Source organism: Stieleria maiorica (assembly GCF_008035925.1).
In the GTDB taxonomy this organism is placed as follows: Bacteria; Planctomycetota; Planctomycetia; order Pirellulales; family Pirellulaceae; genus Stieleria; species Stieleria maiorica.
In genome coordinates this window covers 7,576,770-7,599,405 of the sequence record NZ_CP036264.1, presented here as the reverse complement: position 1 = coordinate 7,599,405, position 22,636 = coordinate 7,576,770, and the positions used below count along the sequence as shown (strand labels likewise).

Below are 22,636 nucleotides of genomic sequence, written 5' to 3'. Positions count from 1 at the left end.
TTAGCAACGGGCCTCGCGGCGCCCTCGGTCACACGGCATCCACACCTCCAACGTGCAAAATGTCTTCGACCAGATCGTTGAACCGTTGTCGGCCCCGCCGCTCGTCTTGGCTGGCCCAACGATGCAGGATTTCCCAGCGGGCCAGGTACAACACGACCGACTCGAAAGAGAAGGTGTAGTGGTCGTCCAAGCGACACCAAAGATTCCATAATTCCGTGAACAGGTGCCACTGCGCGCGTTGGGGTTGATCTTCATCGAGCGCCTGACAAAATCGCGACAGCCAATCGAAACGGTGATTCAGCCGAAAACAGGGTTCGTCCCAGTGCCGACGGATCCAGACGGACAACGGTAACTCGGGGAAGTCTGGCTGGGGCAATCCATCGCGTTGACAGCGTAGCGCGGCAACGACGATTCGCATCTCGATCCGGTGGTGGACCAGACGGGCGACTAGCGGATGCCGAATTTCGCTCGCCAGACGGCGATGGGTGACGCGAATCTCGGCGTCGCTGCGGTCGCGCGGTTGCCGGTCCCAACGAAAAAAATCGGACACCTGCCGGATGATTTCCCGGTCGTGGTGGTCCAGCATCGACAGCCGATTCCACAACGTGGCCGCCGTGATCGGGATCGGCCCGCGATCAAAATCACGTGGCAGCGGTGGAAGCGATGCGATCAGCGTGTAATAGGATTCCATTTCGAATCAGGCTTCCCCGTCAAGCGAACTGATCCGCTGTCGAAATTTGGGGGCCAAAAAACGCATCAGCGCCGCGGTGACCGCCTCGTCGCTGAAGTTGATTTCGACGTCGTCCTGAACGATCTGGACGCGAAAGCCTTGGCTTAACGTGCGATCGGCTTTCAACTCCACACCGCGTCGCAACATTTCCGCCGCTTGGCCCTTGATGAACGCATCGACCGACTTGTCACCGTCGTCGGCGACCAGCAGATTCAATTTGACCGCCGGTTCGAGATCATCGCCCCGAGGTCCGTGATCGATCGCCGCGACCGCCTGGGAGGTGACGTCTTTGATCAATTGGATCAAGAAATTCGAATCGTCAAACTGCTCGCGAACCAATCCGCCGACCCAACTTCGGAATTCGTGCTGGAGCTGTTCCTTGAGTTTTAAACTGGTGTCGCGGCTGGCCAATTGGAGCGCCCGTTTGCCGTTGTTTTCGGTCCGCTGGGCCTGTTTCTGTGCCTCGGCGACGATCACATCGGCTTCGGCGCGGGCCGCATCGATGATTTTGGCCGCTTGCTTCTTGGCTTCAGCCAACAACGCCTCGGCCTGCTGTTGGCCTTCCTGAACGCCTTCGGATTTCAATCGGTCGATCAATTCCTGAACGCCGACACCGGTATCCGGAGATGAAGATGACATGGAATCAGGAACCTCCGGCCGCGGTGGGCAATCCGCCTGCAAGGATCAAAGCGAAAACAAATGCGAACACGGCAAAACCTTCGACAATCGCCGCCGGTGCGACCGACAGCCCGAAGACCTCGGGTTTGCTCTTGGTGGCGTGAATCGCCGACGCACAACATTTTCCTTGGAACCAACCGCTGAACAACAACGCCAACCCGCACAGCACCCCGATCGCAAACATCCCCGGGGCGGCCTGGATTTGGAAACTGCCGTTCATCGACAGCATCACGACGATGCCATAAATGGTTTGCGAGGACGGCAGTGCGGAGACGCCGATCAGTCGCCCGTAGCCGCCTTCGACGTCCAGCATCGCACCGCAAGCGGCTTGCCCGCCGGCGGCACAACCCAGGATGCTGCCGATCGCGCCTAAGAATAGCGGGGCATAGACGCCGACCCTGCCCAACATTTCCACCATCGACTCGTCCATCACTTGTTCGCTCTCATTTCAAAGGCCTGGAACGGTTGCCCCTCGTCAGTCAGGGACCAGCTAAAAAATTCGATGCAGTTCAACCGCAGTCCGTGGACCACGCCGCTGACGACCGCCAAGACGAAGTTCAATGTGTGCCCCAATAGAAACACCAGGATGCCCAACAGAATCCCCACACCTTTGACCTGCGCCGCGTCAGACGCCATTTGGTTGAACAACAGAGCCAGCTGGGCACTCGCCAGCCCCAGGGCGAACAGCCGCAGGTAACTGAGCGCGTCCCCAAACGCCTTGGTCACGCCGGTCAGCCCCAGCACGCCATCAAGACATCGCCCCAGCAGGTCGCGTGGGCGGAACGAAAACACCGGCCGTGTGCTGGAAAACAAGAACACCAACAGCAACCCGCCACCCAACATCCACCACCCGGTCTGTGCGGTCGCCTCCGTCCATCGTGCGGCATCGCCCCCGAACCGCTCGGCCATCAACGCCATCATGTCGGGCTTTGGCAACAGAGTTAGCGTCAACAACCATCCCCCGACCAGCGCGACCACCCAGCCGAGCGCGGAAAACGCATGCCCGCTGCCCAGCCAGCGCCAGGCGACCACCGCATTGGCCAGGACCAAATGAAACACGCCGATGGTACCCGAGATCAACATCATCGCTTCTTGGTCTTTCATGATCGTGACGCCACCACTTTTGATCACCAGGGCATCAAACCAGCTTCCCGCCGGCGGGGCGACGCCGAAGAAGCTTCCGATCAAAAGCCCATACACAATCGTGACCACGACCATGAACACGGCCAGCTGACGGAACTTTCGTCCCGCCGCGGTTTGGCCGAGCCGTCGGGCGGACAAACCAACCAGAACCCCCAACACGACACCGTAACCGGCGTCGGCCAGGATCATGGCAAAGAACGCGGCAAAGGAAAAGAACATCACCCACGTCGGATCCCAGGCGCGATAGCCCGGCGTCATGAAGAATGTCACGGCACCTTCGGCACCGGCAACCGGGGCGGGATTGCTGAGCAGGGTCGGCGGCAATTCATCATGTTCAGGCGGGCTGTGATGCAGCGCCAACGTGTTTTGCCGTGCGAAGGTTTCCAGCGCCGGTAGTTGACGGCGTGGTGCCCAGCCCTGCAAGGCAAAGACCGGACCATCGACCAACGAACGTTGCTTGGCGTTCATCCGCGCCGTTTCATCCTCGGTGGCCGCCAGTGCGTCTCGCAAGCAACCGAGCCAACGTGTCAGGGCGATCCGCCGCACTTGCAACTGTTCTCGCTGCTCGCCGATTTCCGTCAACCGCGATTGCAGTTGAGACAGCGAACGCGGATCCAACTCTTCCGGATCGCAAGGCATGTCACCGGGTGCCTGTTTGGCAACGATCACCCAGTATTCATTTTGCGGATCCGTGTTGACGACGTTGACGTAGCCGTCGGCAAAGACGGCTGCCGGAATCTGGCGGGCATCCCGGCGCAACAACCGATAAAAAAAGAACCGTCGTCCCCGCAGCTCATCTGCCGTGGACAACTGAAAATCACCCCAGGGCCGCGTTTGCTCGATCGTCTCGGCAACCAATTCCTGTTCTTCGGCCAAGGCTCGCGATTCGGATTCGATCTGCAATACCTCGCTGGCGATTCGTTGGACATCGCCCGGACCGATGGCGGCGATGTTCGTCGAACTCTTTGACGGCGACGAACCGGGGCGTTTTTCGGGACAGTTCTCCAGATACGTGATCGCCGACTTCAAATCCTCGGCACGGATCGCCGTTCCCGCCGGTTTGCCGCCGTCATTGACCAGATCCACCACGTGCACACAGCCCAACCGCTGCAAATCCGCCAAGACACTGTCGCGGTGTTTCAATTCCCCGATCAGAGTCACCCGCTGGAGCGGAACGATCGCCATCTGCTGCTCCTCCGCTTACCGAGATTTGGCTATTTTCGACCGCACGACCGCCGCGCGTTCTTGGTCGGACAGAAAAATCACGATGCGACGGATGTTCTCCTCGGCTTTCGGAATCAAGACCTTGTCAAAAAGATTCACCCGTTGTGTCACACGCCGCAGCGCCGCGCCGAGCGTCTCGGTACGCTGCCGGGCGATGTTCGATTGGACGCGCAGCCGAACCATTTGCTGGAGCGCCTTGACGAGCGAATCGACCCAGAACGGCATCGCCAAACGCGAGTACGGGTCGACTTCCAAATGCAACTCGCCGAACTTAGGAACCGCCGTTCCGACGACATTTTCCGTTGTCACGTCGACCTTGGTGACGCGGACCCATTGGGCCATCTCGGCGATGTCGATCGTCGAAGCGCCGATCAGTGCGTACAGTGTTTGCAGATCATCGCCGATGCGTCTGACCTCGGCCTGGATCTCCGCCAACTCCTGTTTGGACGTCCGCCAAGCGGCCTGCAACTGCTGACGTTTCAGTTCCAACGAAGGCAAGAAACGGCGATACAGCTTGGCTTGATCGCGTTCTCGTTTCAGTGTCGTCTTATTTAAAGCCAGCGTCATGATGCAGGGTAATACTTGTTCAACAATTTTTCGCGGATCAACAACTCTTGCGGCTCAAAGCACTCCGCCATCGTTTGCCAGCCCAGGTCGAGCGCTTGTTCCAGCGGCACGGCGACATCGAACCGCATGAACCGCCGGGTGAACAGTTCGCCGAACTTGAGCAATTTGTGATCCATCGCCGACAATTCGAACGCCATTTGCTGTTTCTGTTCGGCCTTGCGAGCCCCGGAGTACAAACGGATCATGGTGTTCATCACCGCCGAGTGGTCTTCGCGAGTGACTTTGCCGATCACCTGTTGCTTCAAACGGGACAGCGAACCGAAGGGGTCGATCATCCCGTCGTGCAAATAAAATTGTCCTTCGGTGATGTAACCGGTGTTGTCGGGCACCGGGTGTGTCACATCGTTTCCGGGCATGGTGGTCACGGCCAACAACGTCACCGAACCGGCACCGCGGTAGTCACACGCCCGCTCGTAACGCAGCGCCAGCTGGCTGTACAAGTCGCCCATGTAACCGCGGTTGGACGGGATGCGTTCCATCGCCACACCGATCTCTTTGAGCGCGTCGGCAAAGGCGGTCATGTCGGTCATCAACACCAACACGCGTTTGTTCTGCTCCACGGCAAAGCGTTCGGCAACTTTCAACGCCAAATCCGGTGCCAACAAGCGTTCCACGATCGGATCCGATGCCCGGTTGGCGAACATCACCGTGCGAGGAAACACGCCTTCGTTTTCGAAGGTGTCGCGGAAGAAATGGAACTCGTCAAAGATCAATCCCAATCCACAAAACACGACAACATCGGCATCGGCTTGAATCGCGATCCGCGCGAGCAATTCGTTGTAGGGTTCGCCGGCGATCGAAAAGATCGGGATTTTTTGACTTTCGACCAGGCAGTTGAAGATGTCGATCATGGGGACCTGGGTCTCGATCATCTTTGACGGCACGACCCGCCGCATCGGATTGACCGAAGGGCCGCCGACGTCGACGCGACGTTGCCCCAGCAATTCCGGTCCGCCGTCGACCGGCTCGCCGACGCCATTGAAAACCCGACCCAGGATGTCATCGCAAAACAACACCTGCGCCGCATGCCCTAAAAAGCTGACCCGCGCGTCGGAACGCAGCCCCTTGCCGCCGGAAAACACTTGCAGCGACACACGCTCGCAATCGATCTCGGTGACCTGCGCCAGCGATGTCGTGCCGTCGCTATTCTTCACCCGCGCCAACTCGCCAAGCGCCACTCCACGGGCGTGAATCGTCAGAATGTCTCCGACGATCGAGAGCACCCGAGTATGCGAGAAGAGATCTGGAAACGACACAATGATGCGCCCCGCACTGGAGTTTCATTCCACGGCATCATCACTGCATCGCGATGATGAATCGATGTCATTGTCAACCGACGCGGCGATCATACGACCATACGAGACGAATGTCCGCACACGCACACTAGTGGTTCATTTTGTCACAGAATGTCATCCTGCGACCACGTTCCCTCTGACGCCGTCCCACCTTTGCCATCAACCAACGTCGACAACTTCTCGAGCGCCGCGGGATCTTCGGTCGTATCCACACACACCGGCTCGGTCGCTGAATCGGGATCAATCGGGATCAGCCCCCATCCGGTCATGCTGGCGATCACCCGCCCGCCGGATTTCGGCCCTGCACCGCCGAGAGAGCAAACGATGGGCCGGAAGAGGAGGCCAACGTGAAAAGAGACGAATCCGGATAAGAAATTCCCCAACATCGCGATGGCGTCTGACGATCGCGATGGGATCGGATTTCCGGCTCGTCATTTCCGCGAGAGCGGTGAAATGTTGCTCCCCGCCGCTTTCCACGCTCTGGCGAGCGTAACTACGCTCGCCAACCGAGCTCGCGGCCGCGGCAACCGCGGTGCCCTACTTGCCGCGTCCCCTTGCCTTGCCACCGCCGGATCCGCCCCTTCCACCACCTCGGCTGCCGTCCCGGCCGCCAAAGCTGCTCGGCCCGTCGAATCCACCGCCACGCGCCTTCAACCCGCCCCCATTCCCACGGTTGCCGGTCGCCTTCAACCCACCGAAGTTACCGCGGCTGCCGCGATCGATCGAAGGCGGAGAGAACTGGCGCGCGGAGGAGGAACGTCCCGGTGGCTGTGAAAGACTGGGGCTGATTCGATTGGGGCTCAATCGAATGGAGCCGGAGGATCTCAAATCAGGCGTCGAACGGATCGTAGGCAGGTCGCGGAAGGTCGACCGGTCGATTCCCGAGGGAGGATTCGAATTGCTGCTTCGCGGTGAACCGAATTGACGCACCGGGCCGAGCGATTGTCCGGATGATTTCCCCGGCAATTGCCCGGGCGTTTGAAATCGCTCTCGCTCGGATCGGGCACCGCGATCGTACGCCTTCAACCCGCGATCAAAGGGATTTCCGGTTCGCCCGCTTGGCGGCTGACCATCGTTTCCGGACGCGCGCGGCAGGCCTCGCGGCGTGGGCGCATCGGTCGGCAGGCGAAAGCTGGAGATGCGGCCACGGTCCGATGGAGCGTTGGAACGCCCGGCGACCGCGGCTTCCAGAGATTGTTTTGACGGGGAGAGTCGTTCGAAGTCTTTTCTGGCTTTTTGCATCCGGTCCAGCGACTGCCCCGCGGACCGCCCGATCGATTCGGCTTGCGTCTCACTCAACCGCCGAAAGCGAATGTCATCCGGATTCCGCCGGGCAAAGTCTTCGATCCGACTGGCCAGCGCGACACGATCGCCGATCGATGGATTGCCGTTCCCTTGGCCGTTTCCGGGACCACGTTGCGCCGTGTAGTGACGGGGCGGCCTGAGTTCTTCGTGTCGCTTGAACTGTTGATGTTGCCGGGCGATGTGATCCAACGATGGCCCGCGATGGTGCAACGAACGAATTCCATAATACGAATACAACGGATCATAACGCCGCGGTCCCTGGTAATAGTTGATCCAGGGATAAAACTGGCTGCCGTAACCGGCGCCATAGTAGTTGCCAAAGTAGTAGTTGCGGTAAAGCGGATTAATGAACAAATTGGCCAACAGATTCAGACCGGTGTTGACGACATAGCGGGGCCGATACCAGTAACCAGGACGCAAGTAGATCGGCGAGCGATAATAGACCGGTGTGAACAACACACCTCGCCGATGAAAACGGTAGTCCCAATACCCGGATCGGAAGATACACCCCCGCGGCGTCCAGACATACTGATTGGGAACCCAAACCCAATCGGGTTGGCACCTCGCCCAGAACCCCGGCGTCCACTGGTATTCGTTTGATTGATAGGTCCAGTTTCCGGGGACATAAAAGTGATCGTCACTTGGTGCCGGAGAAACGGGTCCTTGATCGAGTGACTCCGGCGGCGGCGGCAAGTAGTCGACCGTCGACGATTCATCATGTGCCCAAAAGCCCGCGACGCGCCGGTATCCATCGCCGGCCGCTTCCCAATACCCCGGAACCCAACGTCGATCCGGCGGCACCTCGCGCCACACACCGCTGATCCAGACGAAGTCGTTTCGCTGCGGATCCCAATCCCAATACCCCGAGACCCAAGTCGATTTCTCGCTGTCCGGGCGCAGCGTCGGCGGCAATTCCTTGACCGGCGGCGGAGGCTCTCGCGGCGCGGTCGGGGCCGGTTGGGGATCAGCCGCGTAGGGTTCGGCGTACGACTCGTGCAGCGGACCGGCCGCCATGTACTCCACCTCGGATTCCTCGGCCGACGAAAGGTCCTGTGGAAGATCATCGTCCGATGTTGCATCGATCGGAGGCGGGACCACGGGCGGCGGCAGGACAGCCCGGTCGTTCTGTGGAGCCTGGGCGAACAGGGGGCTGGAAATCAGAGCCACAGCTGCGGCCAGAAAGGCAAATCGGATCAGATGACGTGGAGGGCGGATCATTGATGATGTATTAGAATCGAGTGAGAACGATGCCAAAGACCACTTTCCCGGATAATCGTAGAAAGGCATTCAGCATTCATTGGTGTCCGGCCAGACACCAACGGTTGCAGTAGTGCAATCCATGTACCGCCGGAAAGCTGTTTGGCACGGGTGAGTCACCGTTCGCGTCGTTTGACGTCGAAAACCAATGAAAACACGCGTCAGCAACTCGCTCTACACGCAACCGGGGCAGTCCCGGCCGAGTGAATGAATCCATCCCCCCAGATCGATTCGACGACACCTCGCTCGATTTTGCGACGCGTGAAGCCGCCCGGAGAGCGACTGCAGCAACCAACTCATATTGAGAGAATTCGGCCAAAGGCCGTTCACACCCATAGTTTTTTCCTGGGGCGGCGCGGCCTCGCTGACGCTCGGTCCGCTTGCCCCAGGCTTACGGATTTGCATGCCGACTGGAGTCGACACCAATGCCTGTCCGGGGACCGTGCGTCACACCGGCGACGATTCGCTGGTCAGCAGTTGATCGACTTCGTTGCTGACGATCACGCCGTAATTGATCGCGCCCAGCCAGCCGCTCATGATGATCCCCACGCTGCCGGCGTGGTACATGCCGCCGATCTGACCGGGCAGATCACGGCTGACGCCCAGGCCTTCGAACTTGGTGCCGAAGCTGGCGCCCATCTCGTGGCGGGTGTAGTGCTGGAACGTTCGCGGCGTCGCCGCTTCGGCGTGATCGATTTTTTCACGCACTCCCGGGATGTAGCGTTCCAGCGCGTCGATCGTCGTTTCGACCAGATCCTGTTTGCTGGCGTTGTAGTCGGCTTCACTTAAATCGTTCCAGTCGGACCAATTGGCGTTGGTGCTGCTGACGATCGCATAGCGTTCCTTCTTCTTCCAGGGGCGGGTCCGCGGATAATAGAAACTGAACGTCCGGCTGGTGATGTCTCGACTGAGCAATGATTCGGTTTTGAATTCGTCGGCGGTGCTGGTGAAGAACAGATCGCCGCTGCTCTCGTCGATCGTCTCGCCTTCTTTGAGCGCCATGTAGACCTGGGTGCTGCTGTTGTTCAGCCGCACCTCGTTGGTCCGCCGGACATAATCGGCATCCAATTTCTCTTCGCCGATCATTTTCAGAATCGTCGTCCGCAAGTTGGCGTTGCTGACGACGGCGCGACAACGGATGGTGCGATCACCGACGTTGACCGCGCGGACCCGGCCGTCGTTGACGTCGATGCTTTCGACCGGACAATTGATCCGAATGTCGACGCCGTTGGATTCCAACTCGCGTGTCATCCGCTTGATCAAGTCGTCAGTCCCACCTTCATAGATGTACACACCCTTGCTCATGAAGTTGCTGAAGACGATGCCGTAGGTGATCGCGGGGTCTTCCAGCGTGGAACCGTTGGCATAGGTGATCGGTTCCATCAACAGACGCACGATGTCATTGCGTCCGGGAAAGAACCGCTCGAACAACTCGCCGGTCGTGGTCGTTTGGTCGTCGTAAAAATTCATTCCCCTTGCTGTGTCAAAGAACGACTTGACCGTTTCGGGATTCTGGCCAAACCGCTCGACCAACAGCCGCGAAAAATCTTCGCGGTCAAACGTCGTGGTCAGCGAGAACTGGGGATTGTCGAACCGGATGTTCTTCAGCTGGACGATGCGGTCGGAGATATCACGGCTCCAATACCGCCGACAGGATTTGATCATCCCGTGAGGAAAGCCGTGCAGCGAGATATCGAAGGTGTGGCTGCCGGGACGCAGAAACCAAGTCGCCAGCCCGCCGAGTTTGTAATGCTGTTCCAACAACAGCACGCGGTGGCCGGCACGTCCGAGAATGTTGGCACTGGTCAGCCCCGCCAGGCCGCTGCCGATCACCACGACATCGTATTCGTCTTGGGCACCTTTCAAAAAATCACGCGGCATGGAACGGGAACGGCAGTGGGGGAACGGGATTGGAAGCGGGGATTGGGGGATAATGTGCGCGATGACAGGCTGGAAGCCTATCCCACTCAGATAGCGCCCGAATCGGGTTGGAGTTCGGCGAACACGCCCACCATTTCCTCGGCCGGCGGCCTGTCACCGTACAACATCATCGCCCCCTCGCCAACCAACACGCGTTCGTCCAGCAACCGCAGCGACTGGCCGACCGGTCGGGTGGAGCTTTGCCGCGACACGCCGGCGCTGAGCCAATCGTGGGATCCGCGAAAGATCTCGACGTGATTTTGCGGCAAAACGGTCGCCATCCGGCGGGTCCCGTCGACACTGCGACGAAGTGTCGTGATTTTCCAGCGATCATCACGGGGATCTTTCACGATTCGGACGGTCACCACCGACTCCCCCGGCGGCACATCCACCGCGCCGAACCAGACCGGCGCCGACTTTGCCTCCGGCCACACCGAACTGTAGGCGATCCGGTACGGGGGCGACGCGGGAACCCGCACCCGCAACCGATACGTCATCGGCTGGTCGCTGGTCAGTCGTGCGGCGGCGATTTCGTCCTCCGCACTGGGCGGCAAATAACCGGTCTCTTCACGCAGCCGCGCCAATTCGGCTTCGGCCGACCGCAAACGGGTCACCGTCACCAAATAAGCCGAGGCCAGTGCGATCACCAACAGCAACATCAACAACCAGGTCAACGAGAACTGACGCGGCAAACGCCGCCCAGGCGTCCGCGATCCGTCGGCCGACTCCGGCTGGCCCATCGGCGTTGCTGCCGCGTCGTCGCTCATCCGACCGACAGCGCCATGGCTTGAGCGACGACGGCTTTCGATTTTTCTAATCCCTCGGTCGCGACCGCCAGCGCGTCGCGTTTCCAGTATTCCGGGTTAAACAATTCCAACGAAAACGTTCCGCTGAAACCGTTGTCGATCAATCCGCGAATGATCTTCGGCAGCGGGCAAACGCCGTCGCCTGGAAACACGCGGTCCTTGTCGGCAATCTTCTCCAGCGGCGGATCGGCCGGGTAATCGTTGATATGGAAGCACAGCATCTTGGACGCCTCGATCATCGCCAATCCGTTGAAGTCGTTGCCGCCTTTGTAGATGTGATAGAAGTCCGGCAAGACGCAGGCCGACGGATGGGCGGCGGCGGTGGCCACGTAGGCCAATTCCCCCAGTTTGCTTAGCGTGGGCGAAAATCCCCACAGTTCCAATTGCGGCTGCACGCCCACGGCCGCGCCGACTTCGCACAAGGCCCGGTACCGCTGGGCGACCAGTTCCAACGGCGGCGAAACACTGCCGCCGCGATGCGCGCCGACCGGCGGCGCGGCGATCAGCTTGCCGCCCAATCCCGCGACCAACTCCATGTCGTGACGGGCCGCTTCCAGCCCCGCACGCCGCTCCCCGTCATCGTCGGAGATCCAGTTGGCGAATCCGATCGCGCTGGCGACAAACAATCCCGCGTCCTCGATCTGCTTGCGCAAATCGGCCAGCTTGCCGCCCTCGGAAAGGAACGTCTCGATGTCGCGCATCCAAGGCTCGATCCCATCGTAACCGGCCGCCGCAGCGACTTCGATCTGTTTCTGGATCGGCAGATTCTGGCCGCGAATGGTGCTGGTGTTCAGTGAGAACCGCACGGGAAGGCTGCCGCTGTCGGAATCCGCCGCGGCGACTGGCGCTGGACCGTAGGAGGCTGTGGCGGCCGCGGCGGCGACGGCCCCCAGAAATGTACGTCGGTTGGTCATGTGGATCGTTGCAAATCAAGGAAGGGAAAGCGACGTAGTTTAGTCGCTCGCGACGCTGCATTGTCACCCAAGGATCACGGCTCTTCCAAGGAGAGTATGACGTAATCGAAAAAGCCCACGGATGGCAGCGCGAACCCACGGATCCCCGACCGCATCACATCCGTGGGTTCGCGCTGCCATCCGTGGGCCTTGAACGTCCTCGTAGTTCAGGTCGGTCGGGAAAAGTGATGAACCCCCTTTACGATCAACGCCTGAAGCCCCGCACGCCCCTTCCCGGAAAGATTTTTCCCTCCCCGCTGCAGGGCCGCGCCATAGAACGCGACCTCCGTGTGCCCTGCCACACGCCCCCACTAACGATCGTCGGCCGCCGACGGTCTCGGCTGGATGTCGACGGGGCGTTTCTCAGACGGGAAAACGCGTTTGAATTCGGCGGTCGCCAACGTCGCCAGCCTTGGAGAAAGGGTTTCGATCGCGATCCGGTACGCATCAAAGGCCGAAGTGTGCTTGCCGGCAAGGTACTGCTTGCGGGCGAAACGGACGAGCGCTTTGCCTTCGGCGTCTGGGGTCACGACTGCCGTTCGAGGCGGTCGAGCCGAGGCTGAAGATCGCCCCTGCGACTTCGGCGGCAGCCCCCGCAACTGGCGATCGATCGCGTCGTGATCGATGATCGTGACGTGGGCGCTGGCACCGGCATGCCCCAAGGCCCCGGCACGTCCCACCCCGGCTCCGATCGCTCGCCCGCCGCGTCGCGAGATGCTGCTGGCGGAGCGCGACACGCCGCCCAGCGAGGTCGATCCGCCGACCGGGACCAGCACGCTGCCGGAATAGGTGAACCGGGAGAACGACGGCAGTTGAACCGTCGATTGGGCCGACACGATGCGTCCTGGCCCAAACGTCACCGCCCCCAGCGTCAGCAGCGTGGCGGCGGCCAGGATGGGAAGACGAGGAGCGTGCATGGGACCGAATCGCTTGGAGCGGGGCGAAGAATCACTTCTTGATTTTGTCGCTGAAGGTCCGGTTGAACTTCCGCACCTTGTCTTTGACGATCGCTTGGCAGTAGCCGTAGTTTGGATTCTTGCGGTAGAAGTCCTGGTGGTACTCTTCGGCCGGATAAAACGTCACCGCCTTTTCGAGTTGCGTGACGATCTTGCGGTCAAATTCGCCCGATTCATCCAGTTTTTTGATGTACGCCTCCGTCGCCGCCCGTTGCTGATCGTCGTGATAGAACACGCTGCTGCGGTACTGCGGCCCCGAGTCGGGTCCCTGCCGATTCAGCGTCGTCGGGTCGTGCGTTTTGAAGAAGACTTCCAACAACTCATCGAAGCTGACTTTGGAGGGGTCGTAGTAGATTTCGACCGCTTCGGCGTGCCCCGTTTTTTTGGTGCAGACCTGTTCGTAGGTGGGATTCCGCACCGTGCCGCCGATGTACCCGCTGATCACGTCGTTGACGCCCTCCATCCGCTCGAACACGGCCTCGGTGCACCAGAAGCAGCCGCCGGCAAAGGTGGCGACAAGTTCTTCCGGCTGCGATTGGTCCTTGTCTTGAACGTCGGCCGCGGACACATTGAGACACCAGCTGGCCAGAGCGGCCAAAGTCAGAAAGCAGATCCACAGCGTTTTCAGCGTCTTGCGTTGAGGCTGCTGGGCCACTCGAACGGCAACTTTGGTGTTTGACATCATCTATCGAATCCCTATCGGGTCTGGATCTGCGTGTGCGTCTGGACTGGACTCGATTATACGCTCTCGGATAGCCGGGAAGTCGTGATCAGACCGAACAAAGGAAGAAAGCGTGACACAATCCATCGATGACCGGGCGTCGGCGGCGATTCTGCCCCATTTTGACCTCGCCCACACCGTGGCCGAGGACGAAATTGACGCCCAACAACACGTGCACAATTTGCGCTACCTGCAGTGGACTCTCTGGGCCGCCGGGCGGCACACCGAATCGATCGGGTGGGATGCCAAGGCCGCCCTGGATCGCGGGCTCGGCTGGGTGGTTCGTGAACACTCGATCCAGTACCGCGGTGCGGCACTGGCCGGCGACCGGATCATCGTGCGGACCTGGGTGCACGACTTGCAGCGGTTTGCCTCGCGGCGAAAGTCCGTGATCTGCCGCCCGGCGGACCAAAAAGTGCTCGCGAAAGTGGAAACCCGCTGGGTGTTCGTGGACCTGCGCGAGCACAAAGCGTTGGCGATTCCCGATCTGGCCAAGCAGAATTTGGTGCTTTGCCCCGAGCCGCCGCCGCTGCCCTGGGAGGACGAGGAAGCGGAATAGCTACTGATTGAGCGCTTCGTCGATGATTTCCCGGCTGGCCCGCGTGCCGAGGGCGCCGATGATGCCGTAGGGGCTGGCGTCGCCGGCTTGAATGCCGTCATTTTGACCGGCGCGTGAGTCGCCCGAGCTGATCGAATCGGTCAGAAACACTACCGCCCCGTCGCTCATCAAAATGTGCGCGCCGCCTTGGTGACGACTGCTGATCGACCAGTTGCCTTCGGTCAGTTCATGGGGACCATGCAGACACAACTCGGTATTGGGTGCCCGATTGGTGGTCACGCTGGAATGGATGTGACCGAAGTTGGCCCAGCTGAATCCACGCCGCGTCCCCAGTTCGACCGCGACCAAGTAGGCCGAGCCATCATCATTTTTCGGGTTATGAGCGGGAAAGGCCGTCGAAACCCAGAACGAAGGTCGCTCGGGGTCGATCAGGGTGCCGACGTCTTGGCACGCCATCGTCCCTCCGTCGGCGGTCATCGTGACCTGTAGCCCATCGACATTGCTGACGTCGAACAATCCGTGCGAACGCGTGTCGCGGTCCAACAGGTCCGTCATGATTTCGCCGCAACACATGGTGTTGGACAAGCCGTCCAAGATATCACGGAATCGAGAGAACTTGCGCGAAACGAAGGTCCCGCGGCCCCATCGAGCGACCGCACTGGCCTGGATCACCGACGGCGGTTGGTAATCGCCATGTAGAAAATTGGTCAATCCAATCCGCGACGCCATCGCGCTGTCGCCGATACAGGCCGCGTAGTTGGTTCGCCCCAGCGCAGGCAATCCCACGCCGGGGTCGCTGGGGCATCTCAAGGTCGGGATTTCCGTGACCCATGGCCGGTAACCGTACTGCCCGCCCTGTGGTTTTGGTCCCATCGGTTGCCAGGGCGGAGTGACCGGATTGCCTGCCGGGTCGGTCGACAGCCGATTGGAGATTTGCGTCCACAATGCCTGCTGCTCCATGAACGGCATCAACCCGACCAGAAAGCTCAAGCTTTTTTGATTGGTGCGCGGCGAATAGAACGCCAGCGTGTTGCCGGCCGTGTAATCGATTCCCGTCCCGCCGCCGTGCATCGGCAGTCGCTTGTAGGCCGAGTGATAGTTATGAAGCGCCAGGCCGACTTGTTTAAAGTTATTACTGCAGCTCATCCGCCGCGCCGCTTCGCGCGCCGCTTGGACGGCCGGCAACAACAACCCCACCAAAATCCCGATGATTGCGATGACGACCAAAAGTTCCACCAGTGTAAAACCGGCAGCGTTCCGCCGAGACATAAACGGCTCCTAGTGCATGAAAAGTGGTGGACGGTCGCGGCGACGCGTCGTGGACGAAAAGGAAAGGCGACTCCGAGGGAGACCGACGAACAGAGCGGGGCCGTTTTTTTGCGTCGGCGGGTCCGCTGAAACGTCTGTGTCCTAAGGCGCCGGCGTGGTTTCTTGGTCAAGCGACTCTTGTTCCAGCGCCTCCAGCTTGGCCTGTTCGAGCTGCTCGATTTCTTCTTCGGTCAATCCGGACGTTTCATCGATCTTGGCGTTCATCGCCCGCTGCTCTTGCTCACTGATCTGGTAGGGATTCTCGTTCAACGGGACATCGACCACACCCCCTTCATGACCGCCACAACCCGCCAAGAGGACCAAGAACCCACAGGCCATGCCGCCTGAGAGAATGAGAGTTTTCATATCGTTGACCCGAATAGAACGTGACTGGCGACCGATGGTACACATTTCACTCCGCCACAAAGCCGGTTCGGCGGCGGAGGTTCGAATGTGAACGACTGTATTGTAGCCGAAGCGACGCCGCAATCACCGCCCGGCATGAATTCCGCCACTCCCGCGGTTGATTCGAGCTGAACATGGGAATCCGAACCGAAGTGGGAATGCTTGACGTAGCTACGCTCGCCAGAGCGTGGCAAGCATAGGGGAACCACCTTCTGGCGAAGGTAGCTACCGTGCCGGTCAGATCGATCCTTTAGAGCCGCCGCAGTTTCTGGGCGAGAAACCCAGCCGTGGCGTTGTCGGCCTGCGCGGCGATCTGCTCGGGCGTCCCTTCGGCCAACAGCCTGCCGCCGCCACTGCCGCCGCTGGGGCCCAGATCGATGATCCAGTCACAGCATGCCAACAGATCAAAGTCGTGCTCGATCACGATCACCGTGTTGCCCGCATCGACCAACCGCTGCAGCACCCCGACCAGCCGTTTGACGTCGTCGAAATGCAACCCCGTGGTCGGCTCGTCCAACACGTACAAGGTGCTGCCGGTCGACGTGCGGGCCAGCTCCGTGCCCAGTTTGATGCGTTGTGCTTCACCGCCGCTGAGCGTCGTGCTGCTTTGGCCCAAGTGCATGTAGCCCAGGCCGACGGCTTGCAGCGAAGAAAGCAATCGATGGGCGGCGGGCATGTTTTCAAAGAACGACGCGGCCTGGTCGATCGTCATCGCCAAGACGTCTGCCACATTCGCGCCCTTGAATCGAACCTGCAACGTTTGGCGGTTGAAGCGTTTTCCACCGCAACGCGGGCAGGTCACGAACAGATCGCTTAGAAAATTCATCTCGATCCGCTGGACGCCATGCCCCTTGCAAAGTTCGCATCGTCCGGCGGCCGAGTTGAAACTGAATCGGCTGGTCGTGAAACCGCGCGTTTTCGCCTCCCGCGTCGCCGCAAACACCTTGCGGATCTCGTCCAGCACCCCGCTGTACGTCGCCGGACAGGATCGCGGGCTGCGTCCGATCGGGGCCTGATCGATCGGCACCAATTTGTCCAACGCTTCCGCCCCGGTCAGTTTGCCGAACTGGGCGATGCCGTCGGCCGGCGTCGGCAGTGCCGTGCCGTGGTTCAGTTGGTGACCGACGGCCGGCAGCAGCGTGTCGACGACCAGCGAGCTCTTGCCGCTGCCGGAAACGCCACTGACTCCGATCAAACAGCCCAGCGGAAAACGCGCGGTGATGTTTTTCAGATTGTGTGTGTTGACGTCGGTGAGCGTCAGAAAGCGATCGGCGGCGCGTCGTGATTGCGGGACGGGCACCGCATCGATGCCCGCCAGATAACGCCCCGTCAAACTGTTCTTGTCGGCCTGAATGCGTTTGGGGGTTCCGGCCGCCACAATTTTGCCGCCCTGGGCTCCCGCACCGGGACCGACGTCAATCAATCGATCGGCCGCCCTCATGGTGGCTTCGTCATGCTCGACCACCACGACGGTGTTGCCGTTTTGTTGCAACTGACGCAGACAGTCGATCAATCGACCGTGGTCGGCCGGATGCAGCCCGATCGACGGTTCATCCAGAATGTAACACACGCCGACCAGCCCGCTGCCGATGCTGGTCGCCAGTCGGACGCGCTGCAGTTCACCGCCGGAAAGTGTTTCGGCGCTGCGATCGAGCGTGAGGTAAGAGACACCGACGCGGTCGAGGAACTCCAACCGCTTGGCCACTTCGGTCTGGATCGGTTTGGCAACCGCGCGATGAAGCTGAGACAGAGTGGGACCGAGGCCGCGGATCCAATCGGCCGCGTCGGTCAAATTCATCGCCACAAGTTCGGTGATCGAAACGCCATCGATCGTCACCCCCATCGCTTCGGATCGTAGCCGCCCGCCGTTGCAGGTCGGGCAGGTCACCTTGGACTCTGCCGAATCGATTCGCCCCAACCCGTCGCACTCGGGGCAGGCACCGTAGGGACTGTTGAACGAAAACGTGCGTGGTTCGATCTCTTCGACGCTGGCGCCACACTGGATACACGCCATCGCGGTGTTGTAGATCGAATCGGTCCAATTCCCGTCTTCATCTTCAACGCTCGCGGCGGCCAGCCCGTTGCCCAACCGCAACGCCAACGTCAGCGAATCGGCCAGACGCGACTGGACGCCTTCGCGGAGGACTAAACGATCCACGACCGCGTCAATCGTGTGATTCTTGCGGACCGCCAACTCGGGAACGTCCTCCAACAACATCATCTCCCCGTCGACACGGACGCGGACCAAGCCGGCCACCTGGATCGACTGCAAGACGTCGCGGTGGGCGCCCTTGCGGCCGCGCACCATCGGAGCCATCAACACCAATTTGGTGCCTTCGGGGTGATCCGCCAACGAATCGCGGATCACGTCGGCGGATTGCCGCGCGATCGCCGAACCGCAATTTCCGCAATGTGGTAACCCCACGCGGGCGAACAACAATCGCAAGTAGTCGTAGATCTCCGTGACCGTCGCGACGGTGCTTCGCGCGGTCGTCGATCCCGGTTTTTGATCGATCGCCATCGTCGGCGCCAGTCCGTCGATCAAATCCACATCCGGTCGCGGCAACGAATCCAAGAATTGACGTGCGTAGGCCGACAAGCTGTCGATGTATTGCCGCTGCCCCTCGGCGAACAACGTGTCGAACGCCAGCGAACTCTTGCCGCTGCCCGACACACCGGTGATCACCGTGATCGCATCACGGGGCAGATCCACGTCGACCGATTGCAAATTGTGAACCCGCGCGCCGCGGATTCGAATCGAATTGGCGGAACGAGACTTCGGCAACGATCGGCTGGGAGAGAGAGGAGACGGGGAGACGGGGAGACGGGGAGACGGACGCGGGATAGTTTACGCCATCGGGCAACCGAACCCTATGGACCACCGAGAAGAAGCTGCCTTTCGTTTCCAACCGCGAAGTCTTTCATCATTCCAACTCGTTCCCAGGCTCCGGCCTGGGAACGCGATGCCCCTCCAACTCGTTCCCAGGCTCCGGCCTGGGAACGCAATGCCCCTCCAACTCGTTCCCAGGCTCCGGCCTGGGAACGCAATGCCCGCGAGGCTCCGCCTCGCAAAGAAGAGGAGGCGGAGCCTCCACCCCCGCGTGTTCCCAGGCGGAGCCCGGGAACAAGGGCGGAGGCAACACGTTCCCAGGCGGAGCCTGGGAACAAGGGCGGAGAAGAGGTTGCAGGGTTGTGAGGCTGGGGCTGTCACCCCGGCCCCCTCTCAAGCCGCCTTGGCGAGTCTCTTTGCGACGCGGGGTGGCGGCTCGCGCCAGCGACGGTGCAGCCACCAATACTGCTCGACCGCCTCGGAGACGCTGATCGCCAGCTGGCGGTTGTACCACTCGGTCAACGACTGGACGCTTTGGCAATGGCCCTCGGGATCGTCCTCGGGGTCGGCCACGGCGATGCAGGCGGATTCGAATTTCATCGGTTGCCCGTCGATGCGTCGCGTCGCACCGGCGATCATCGGCGCGCCACTGCCGAGTGAAAACAGTGCCAGCGCCTTGTGGCAGGACGCGGGAACCCCCAGGAAGTTCGTCCAACAACCTTTGGGACCGGCGTGTTGGTCGGCCAGGATCGCCAACGTGCCGCCGGCCGCCAAATGCTGGTCGACCTCGATCGCACAGCCGTCCTTGTCCAACATCGTCTGCCCCTTCGCACTGCGGAACCGCTGGACCCAGTCGTTCAAAAAGGGGTTGTCCAGCCGACGCGCGATGGTGGTCGATTCACAGCCCATCAATCCGGCCGTGTAGCCGCCGACTTCGAAGTTTCCGAAGTGGCCGGTCACCATCACGGCCGGGCGTTTGGACAGGCAATTTCGCAGGATATCGCGGCTATTGCGAAAGCGAACGTACTGGGACCAGTTGGTCAGGTGCAGCCGCCGCTGGGCCCAAGCGATTTCACAAACCATCAACATCAGCGAATGCCACATCGCCGCTTCGATCGCTTGACGTTGACGCTCGCTGGCATCGGGAAACACCTGCTGCAAATTGCCGGCGGTCGTCTGTTTGCGAAGTGGACCAAGGCGGCAGATCAGTGTGGCCAAGCCGCGACTCAGCGCGTCACCAAGATCCAGAGGAAGGGTCTGGATGACGGCGACAACCAACCGCACCATCAGATAGCTAGCGAAATCGGCGCATCGCTGAGCGGCGGTTTTCCAAGCGGCGGCGTCTCGGGGGTTGAAGCGGGGGATCGGAGTGATCATCGGGAGCAGGATTTCGCGGAGAAGCAGGGTTTTCCACTGGCTGTGAATTCAATCAGGGCTCGCGCCATCGCGGACCGTACCGGCCTGTTGACTTAATCCGATCACACGTGGGATTAGCCGTCACGCGCAAGCGTACGGGCCAACCAGAACGCAAACGCCCCCGTGCCCGTAGGCTCGCGCCATACGGCTGATCTCGTATGACATCAGCCTGATCGCGCCAGCTTCCGAGCGTTTCCTCGAGAAGTGATGGTTCCGGCCCAGACCCGCCAAGTGTCCCAGATCGGCCGCCTCCGACTCCAGAGCGATCCTGCCGGTTTTTTGGCTCCGGACGGCACCGCGGGCGTGGGACGTGGATTGATCGATGCGATAAAACCGGGCCGAGGGGCACTTTTTTCGCTTTCGTCGATTCTGTCCACTGGGGTGGTGGTTGTTGGATCGGGGCTCGAAAGCGAACATGCCGCTCCCAGCAATTGGTTTTCGTTTGTCCTTTCAATCCCCAGACCGATGAATTCCCCCGATCCCTCTCGTTCATCTCCCCCTACCAGCCCGGCCTCCGATGGCCCCTGTGCGGTCGTGTTGGCCGCCGGCAAGGGGACACGCATGAACAGTGAATTACCCAAAGTCCTGTGCCCGGTCGTCGGACGAGCGATGATCCATTTCGTGATCGACGCCCTGGAGGCGGCCGGCATCCACCGCCAAATCGTCGTCGTTGGCTACGAAGCCGATGCGGTCAAACGGGAATTGGCGACGCGTGACCACGGGAACATCCAATTCGCACTCCAATCGGAACAACTCGGGACCGGACACGCGGTGCAGTGTTGCCGCGACCTGCTGAGCGATCAAACCGGGCCGACGATCGTGGTCGCCGGGGATTCCCCGCTGATCCAATCGGACAGTCTGAAGACGCTGTTGGAACACTTCCACCGAACCCAGCCCGCATTGCTGTTGGGCACGCTGAAAAAAGACGACCCGACCGGCCTGGGCCGAATCGTGCGGAACGACGCCGGCGAATTCATCGGGATCGTCGAACACAAGGACGCCACACCCGAACAGTTGGCGATCAACGAAGTCAACATGAGCACGTACCTGTTCCGCACCCCGGATCTGCTCGACGCGTTGACGATGCTCAAAAATGACAACGCCCAAGGCGAGTATTACTTGACCGATTGCGCCCGACTGTTGCGAGAATCCGGACGTCCGGTCGAGGCGTTGCCGGCACTCAAACCGTGCGAATCGCTGTCGATCAACAACCCTGACGAACTCCAACTGGTCGACCAACAAATGCGGACGATGGGCTATGCGTGAACTCAAGATTTTCAGCGGCAGGGCGAACCCTGATCTGGCGATGAAGATCTGTCGCCACCTGCACCTCGAGCCGGCCGCGATTTCGCTGGGCAAATTTCCCGACGGAGAAAACTATTGCAAACTGGACGAAGACGTTCGGGGACGCGATGTGTTCCTGGTCCAGTCGACGTGCCCACCGGTCAACGACAACTTGTTCGAGTTGTTGGTGATGATCGACTGCTGCAAACGTGCCAGTGCCGAACGCGTCACCGCCGTGATTCCCTACTACGGCTACGCGCGCCAGGACCGCAAAGACGAAGGCCGCGTGCCGATCACGGCCAAGATGGTCGCCAACCTGATCGCCCGCGCCGGGGCCGACCGCGTGCTGACGATGGACTTGCACGCCGCCCAGATCCAGGGCTTCTTTGACGTCCCCGTCGATCACCTGTACGCCGCACCGGTGTTAAACGAACACTTCAGCAATCGCGGCTTGACCGACGACAAGATCGTCGTCGTCAGCCCGGACGAAGGCAGCATCAAACGTGCCGTCGGCCACGGCAAACGCCTGGGCGGACCACTGGCGATCGTCGACAAACGACGCACCAGCGCGATGGAGGTCCGGCAAAGCACGATCATCGGTGGCCCGATCGAAGGCAAGATCGCTTTGATGTTTGACGATATGATCAGCACCGCCGGATCGATCTGTGGTGCCGCCAAACTGGTCCATGAAGCCGGCGCCGCGGAAATCCACATCGCCTGCACCCACGGCGTGCTGTGCGGCCCGGCGATCGAACGGCTCCGCGAAGCCCCCGTCGATTCGATCACCGTGACCGACACGATCCCTGTCCCGGCCGACAAGATGCTGCCCAAAATGGCGCAACTAACCGTCGCACCGTTGTTGGCCGAAGCGATCAAACGCATCCACCACGATCAATCGATCAGCGAACTGTTCCGCGAACGGTAGCGGACCAGGGGGCAATCGGACATCGGCAAACCCTCGTTCCCGGGCTCCGCCTGGGAACGTGAATTCGCGGAGGCTCCGCCTCTGGTTGCCGGGCCGCTTGTGGCAGGAGCCACACCGACACTGCGTCCCCAGGCAGAGCCTGGGAACGAGGATAAATGATGAGGCGCGCGTTCATTGATTTCGTGTGGCTCGTGTTTTTCGTGGTTCCAGCCTCATCGGTCCAACGAATGCGTGACGTTGTCAGCGGCGGCGCATCCGGCACAGCCGGAATTTCTTGACCGGTTTTCGCGCCGC

General features: G+C 60.7%; 20 protein-coding genes. 3 read left to right on the top strand and 17 right to left on the bottom strand.

Going from position 1 to position 22,636, the window contains the following annotated elements:
- Positions 1-28: 28 nt before the first annotated feature.
- The 13 genes from Mal15_RS25810 to msrA form a co-directional block, all read right to left on the bottom strand.
- Complete coding sequence (locus Mal15_RS25810; protein ID WP_147870384.1) at positions 29-691, bottom strand: DUF2764 family protein; 663 nt, start codon at positions 689-691, stop codon at positions 29-31.
- Positions 692-697: 6 nt separating this feature from the next.
- On the bottom strand, positions 698-1,369 hold the full coding sequence (locus Mal15_RS25805; RefSeq protein ID WP_147870383.1) for a hypothetical protein: 672 nt from the start codon (positions 1,367-1,369) through the stop codon (positions 698-700).
- 4 nt (positions 1,370-1,373) lie between these two features.
- Positions 1,374-1,838 carry an ATP synthase subunit C gene (locus Mal15_RS25800; RefSeq protein ID WP_147870382.1) on the bottom strand — a complete coding sequence of 155 codons (465 nt, stop codon included), beginning with the start codon at positions 1,836-1,838 and terminating at the stop codon, positions 1,374-1,376.
- Positions 1,838-3,736, bottom strand: coding sequence for a V-type ATP synthase subunit I (locus Mal15_RS25795; protein WP_147870381.1), 1,899 nt, complete (start codon positions 3,734-3,736; stop codon positions 1,838-1,840). Before Mal15_RS25795 ends, Mal15_RS25800 begins: the two co-directional genes overlap by 1 nt.
- A 15-nt stretch (positions 3,737-3,751) precedes the next feature.
- Positions 3,752-4,342: a V-type ATP synthase subunit D gene (locus tag Mal15_RS25790; protein ID WP_147870380.1), complete on the bottom strand. Its 591-nt coding sequence runs from the start codon at positions 4,340-4,342 to the stop codon at positions 3,752-3,754.
- Positions 4,339-5,625, bottom strand: coding sequence for a V-type ATP synthase subunit B (locus tag Mal15_RS25785; protein WP_147870379.1), 1,287 nt, complete (start codon positions 5,623-5,625; stop codon positions 4,339-4,341). The genes Mal15_RS25790 and Mal15_RS25785 overlap by 4 nt, the downstream gene beginning before the upstream one ends.
- 176 nt (positions 5,626-5,801) lie before the next feature.
- Positions 5,802-5,978 carry a hypothetical protein gene (locus Mal15_RS34240; RefSeq protein WP_233903032.1) on the bottom strand — a complete coding sequence of 59 codons (177 nt, stop codon included), beginning with the start codon at positions 5,976-5,978 and terminating at the stop codon, positions 5,802-5,804.
- A 256-nt stretch (positions 5,979-6,234) separates the two neighbouring features.
- The gene (locus Mal15_RS25780; protein WP_167547047.1) at positions 6,235-8,220 is read right to left on the bottom strand and encodes a YXWGXW repeat-containing protein; all 1,986 of its coding nucleotides are present in this window, start codon (positions 8,218-8,220) and stop codon (positions 6,235-6,237) included.
- A gap of 486 nt (positions 8,221-8,706) precedes the next feature.
- Positions 8,707-10,140 carry a phytoene desaturase family protein gene (locus Mal15_RS25775; RefSeq protein ID WP_147870377.1) on the bottom strand — a complete coding sequence of 478 codons (1,434 nt, stop codon included), beginning with the start codon at positions 10,138-10,140 and terminating at the stop codon, positions 8,707-8,709.
- An 86-nt stretch (positions 10,141-10,226) separates the two neighbouring features.
- Positions 10,227-10,946, bottom strand: a complete 720-nt coding sequence (locus tag Mal15_RS25770; protein WP_233903031.1) for a hypothetical protein — start codon at positions 10,944-10,946, stop codon at positions 10,227-10,229.
- Positions 10,943-11,899 carry a sugar phosphate isomerase/epimerase family protein gene (locus Mal15_RS25765; protein WP_199773736.1) on the bottom strand — a complete coding sequence of 319 codons (957 nt, stop codon included), beginning with the start codon at positions 11,897-11,899 and terminating at the stop codon, positions 10,943-10,945. The genes Mal15_RS25770 and Mal15_RS25765 overlap by 4 nt, the downstream gene beginning before the upstream one ends.
- Before the next feature lie 350 nt (positions 11,900-12,249).
- A complete protein-coding gene (locus Mal15_RS25760; RefSeq protein WP_147870376.1) occupies positions 12,250-12,855 on the bottom strand; it encodes a hypothetical protein in 606 nt (201 codons plus the stop codon).
- A gap of 31 nt (positions 12,856-12,886) precedes the next feature.
- Positions 12,887-13,579 carry a peptide-methionine (S)-S-oxide reductase MsrA gene (gene msrA / locus Mal15_RS25755; protein WP_147870375.1) on the bottom strand — a complete coding sequence of 231 codons (693 nt, stop codon included), beginning with the start codon at positions 13,577-13,579 and terminating at the stop codon, positions 12,887-12,889.
- A gap of 109 nt (positions 13,580-13,688) precedes the next feature.
- Between msrA and Mal15_RS25750 the strand changes: the two genes are divergently transcribed.
- Positions 13,689-14,174 (top strand): acyl-CoA thioesterase, encoded by a 486-nt coding sequence (locus Mal15_RS25750; RefSeq protein ID WP_233903030.1) that lies wholly within the window; start codon positions 13,689-13,691, stop codon positions 14,172-14,174.
- Here Mal15_RS25750 and Mal15_RS25745 read toward each other — a convergent pair whose 3' ends face one another.
- The 4 genes from Mal15_RS25745 to Mal15_RS25730 all read right to left on the bottom strand — a co-directional run bounded on the left by Mal15_RS25745 (position 14,175) and on the right by Mal15_RS25730 (position 20,094).
- Positions 14,175-15,443, bottom strand: coding sequence for a DUF1559 domain-containing protein (locus Mal15_RS25745; RefSeq protein ID WP_147870374.1), 1,269 nt, complete (start codon positions 15,441-15,443; stop codon positions 14,175-14,177). It abuts the gene before it with no gap.
- A 141-nt stretch (positions 15,444-15,584) separates the two neighbouring features.
- On the bottom strand, positions 15,585-15,848 hold the full coding sequence (locus Mal15_RS25740; RefSeq protein WP_147870373.1) for a hypothetical protein: 264 nt from the start codon (positions 15,846-15,848) through the stop codon (positions 15,585-15,587).
- Positions 15,849-16,137: 289 nt separating this feature from the next.
- A complete protein-coding gene (uvrA, locus tag Mal15_RS25735) occupies positions 16,138-18,672 on the bottom strand; it encodes an excinuclease ABC subunit UvrA (protein ID WP_147870372.1) in 2,535 nt (844 codons plus the stop codon).
- A gap of 438 nt (positions 18,673-19,110) precedes the next feature.
- Positions 19,111-20,094, bottom strand: coding sequence for a lysophospholipid acyltransferase family protein (locus tag Mal15_RS25730; RefSeq protein WP_147870371.1), 984 nt, complete (start codon positions 20,092-20,094; stop codon positions 19,111-19,113).
- 504 nt (positions 20,095-20,598) lie between these two features.
- Between Mal15_RS25730 and Mal15_RS25725 the strand changes: the two genes are divergently transcribed.
- Complete coding sequence (locus Mal15_RS25725; RefSeq protein ID WP_147870370.1) at positions 20,599-21,399, top strand: sugar phosphate nucleotidyltransferase; 801 nt, start codon at positions 20,599-20,601, stop codon at positions 21,397-21,399.
- Positions 21,392-22,342, top strand: coding sequence for a ribose-phosphate diphosphokinase (locus tag Mal15_RS25720; protein ID WP_147870369.1), 951 nt, complete (start codon positions 21,392-21,394; stop codon positions 22,340-22,342). The genes Mal15_RS25725 and Mal15_RS25720 overlap by 8 nt, the downstream gene beginning before the upstream one ends.
- The last annotated feature ends 294 nt before the right edge of the window (positions 22,343-22,636 follow it).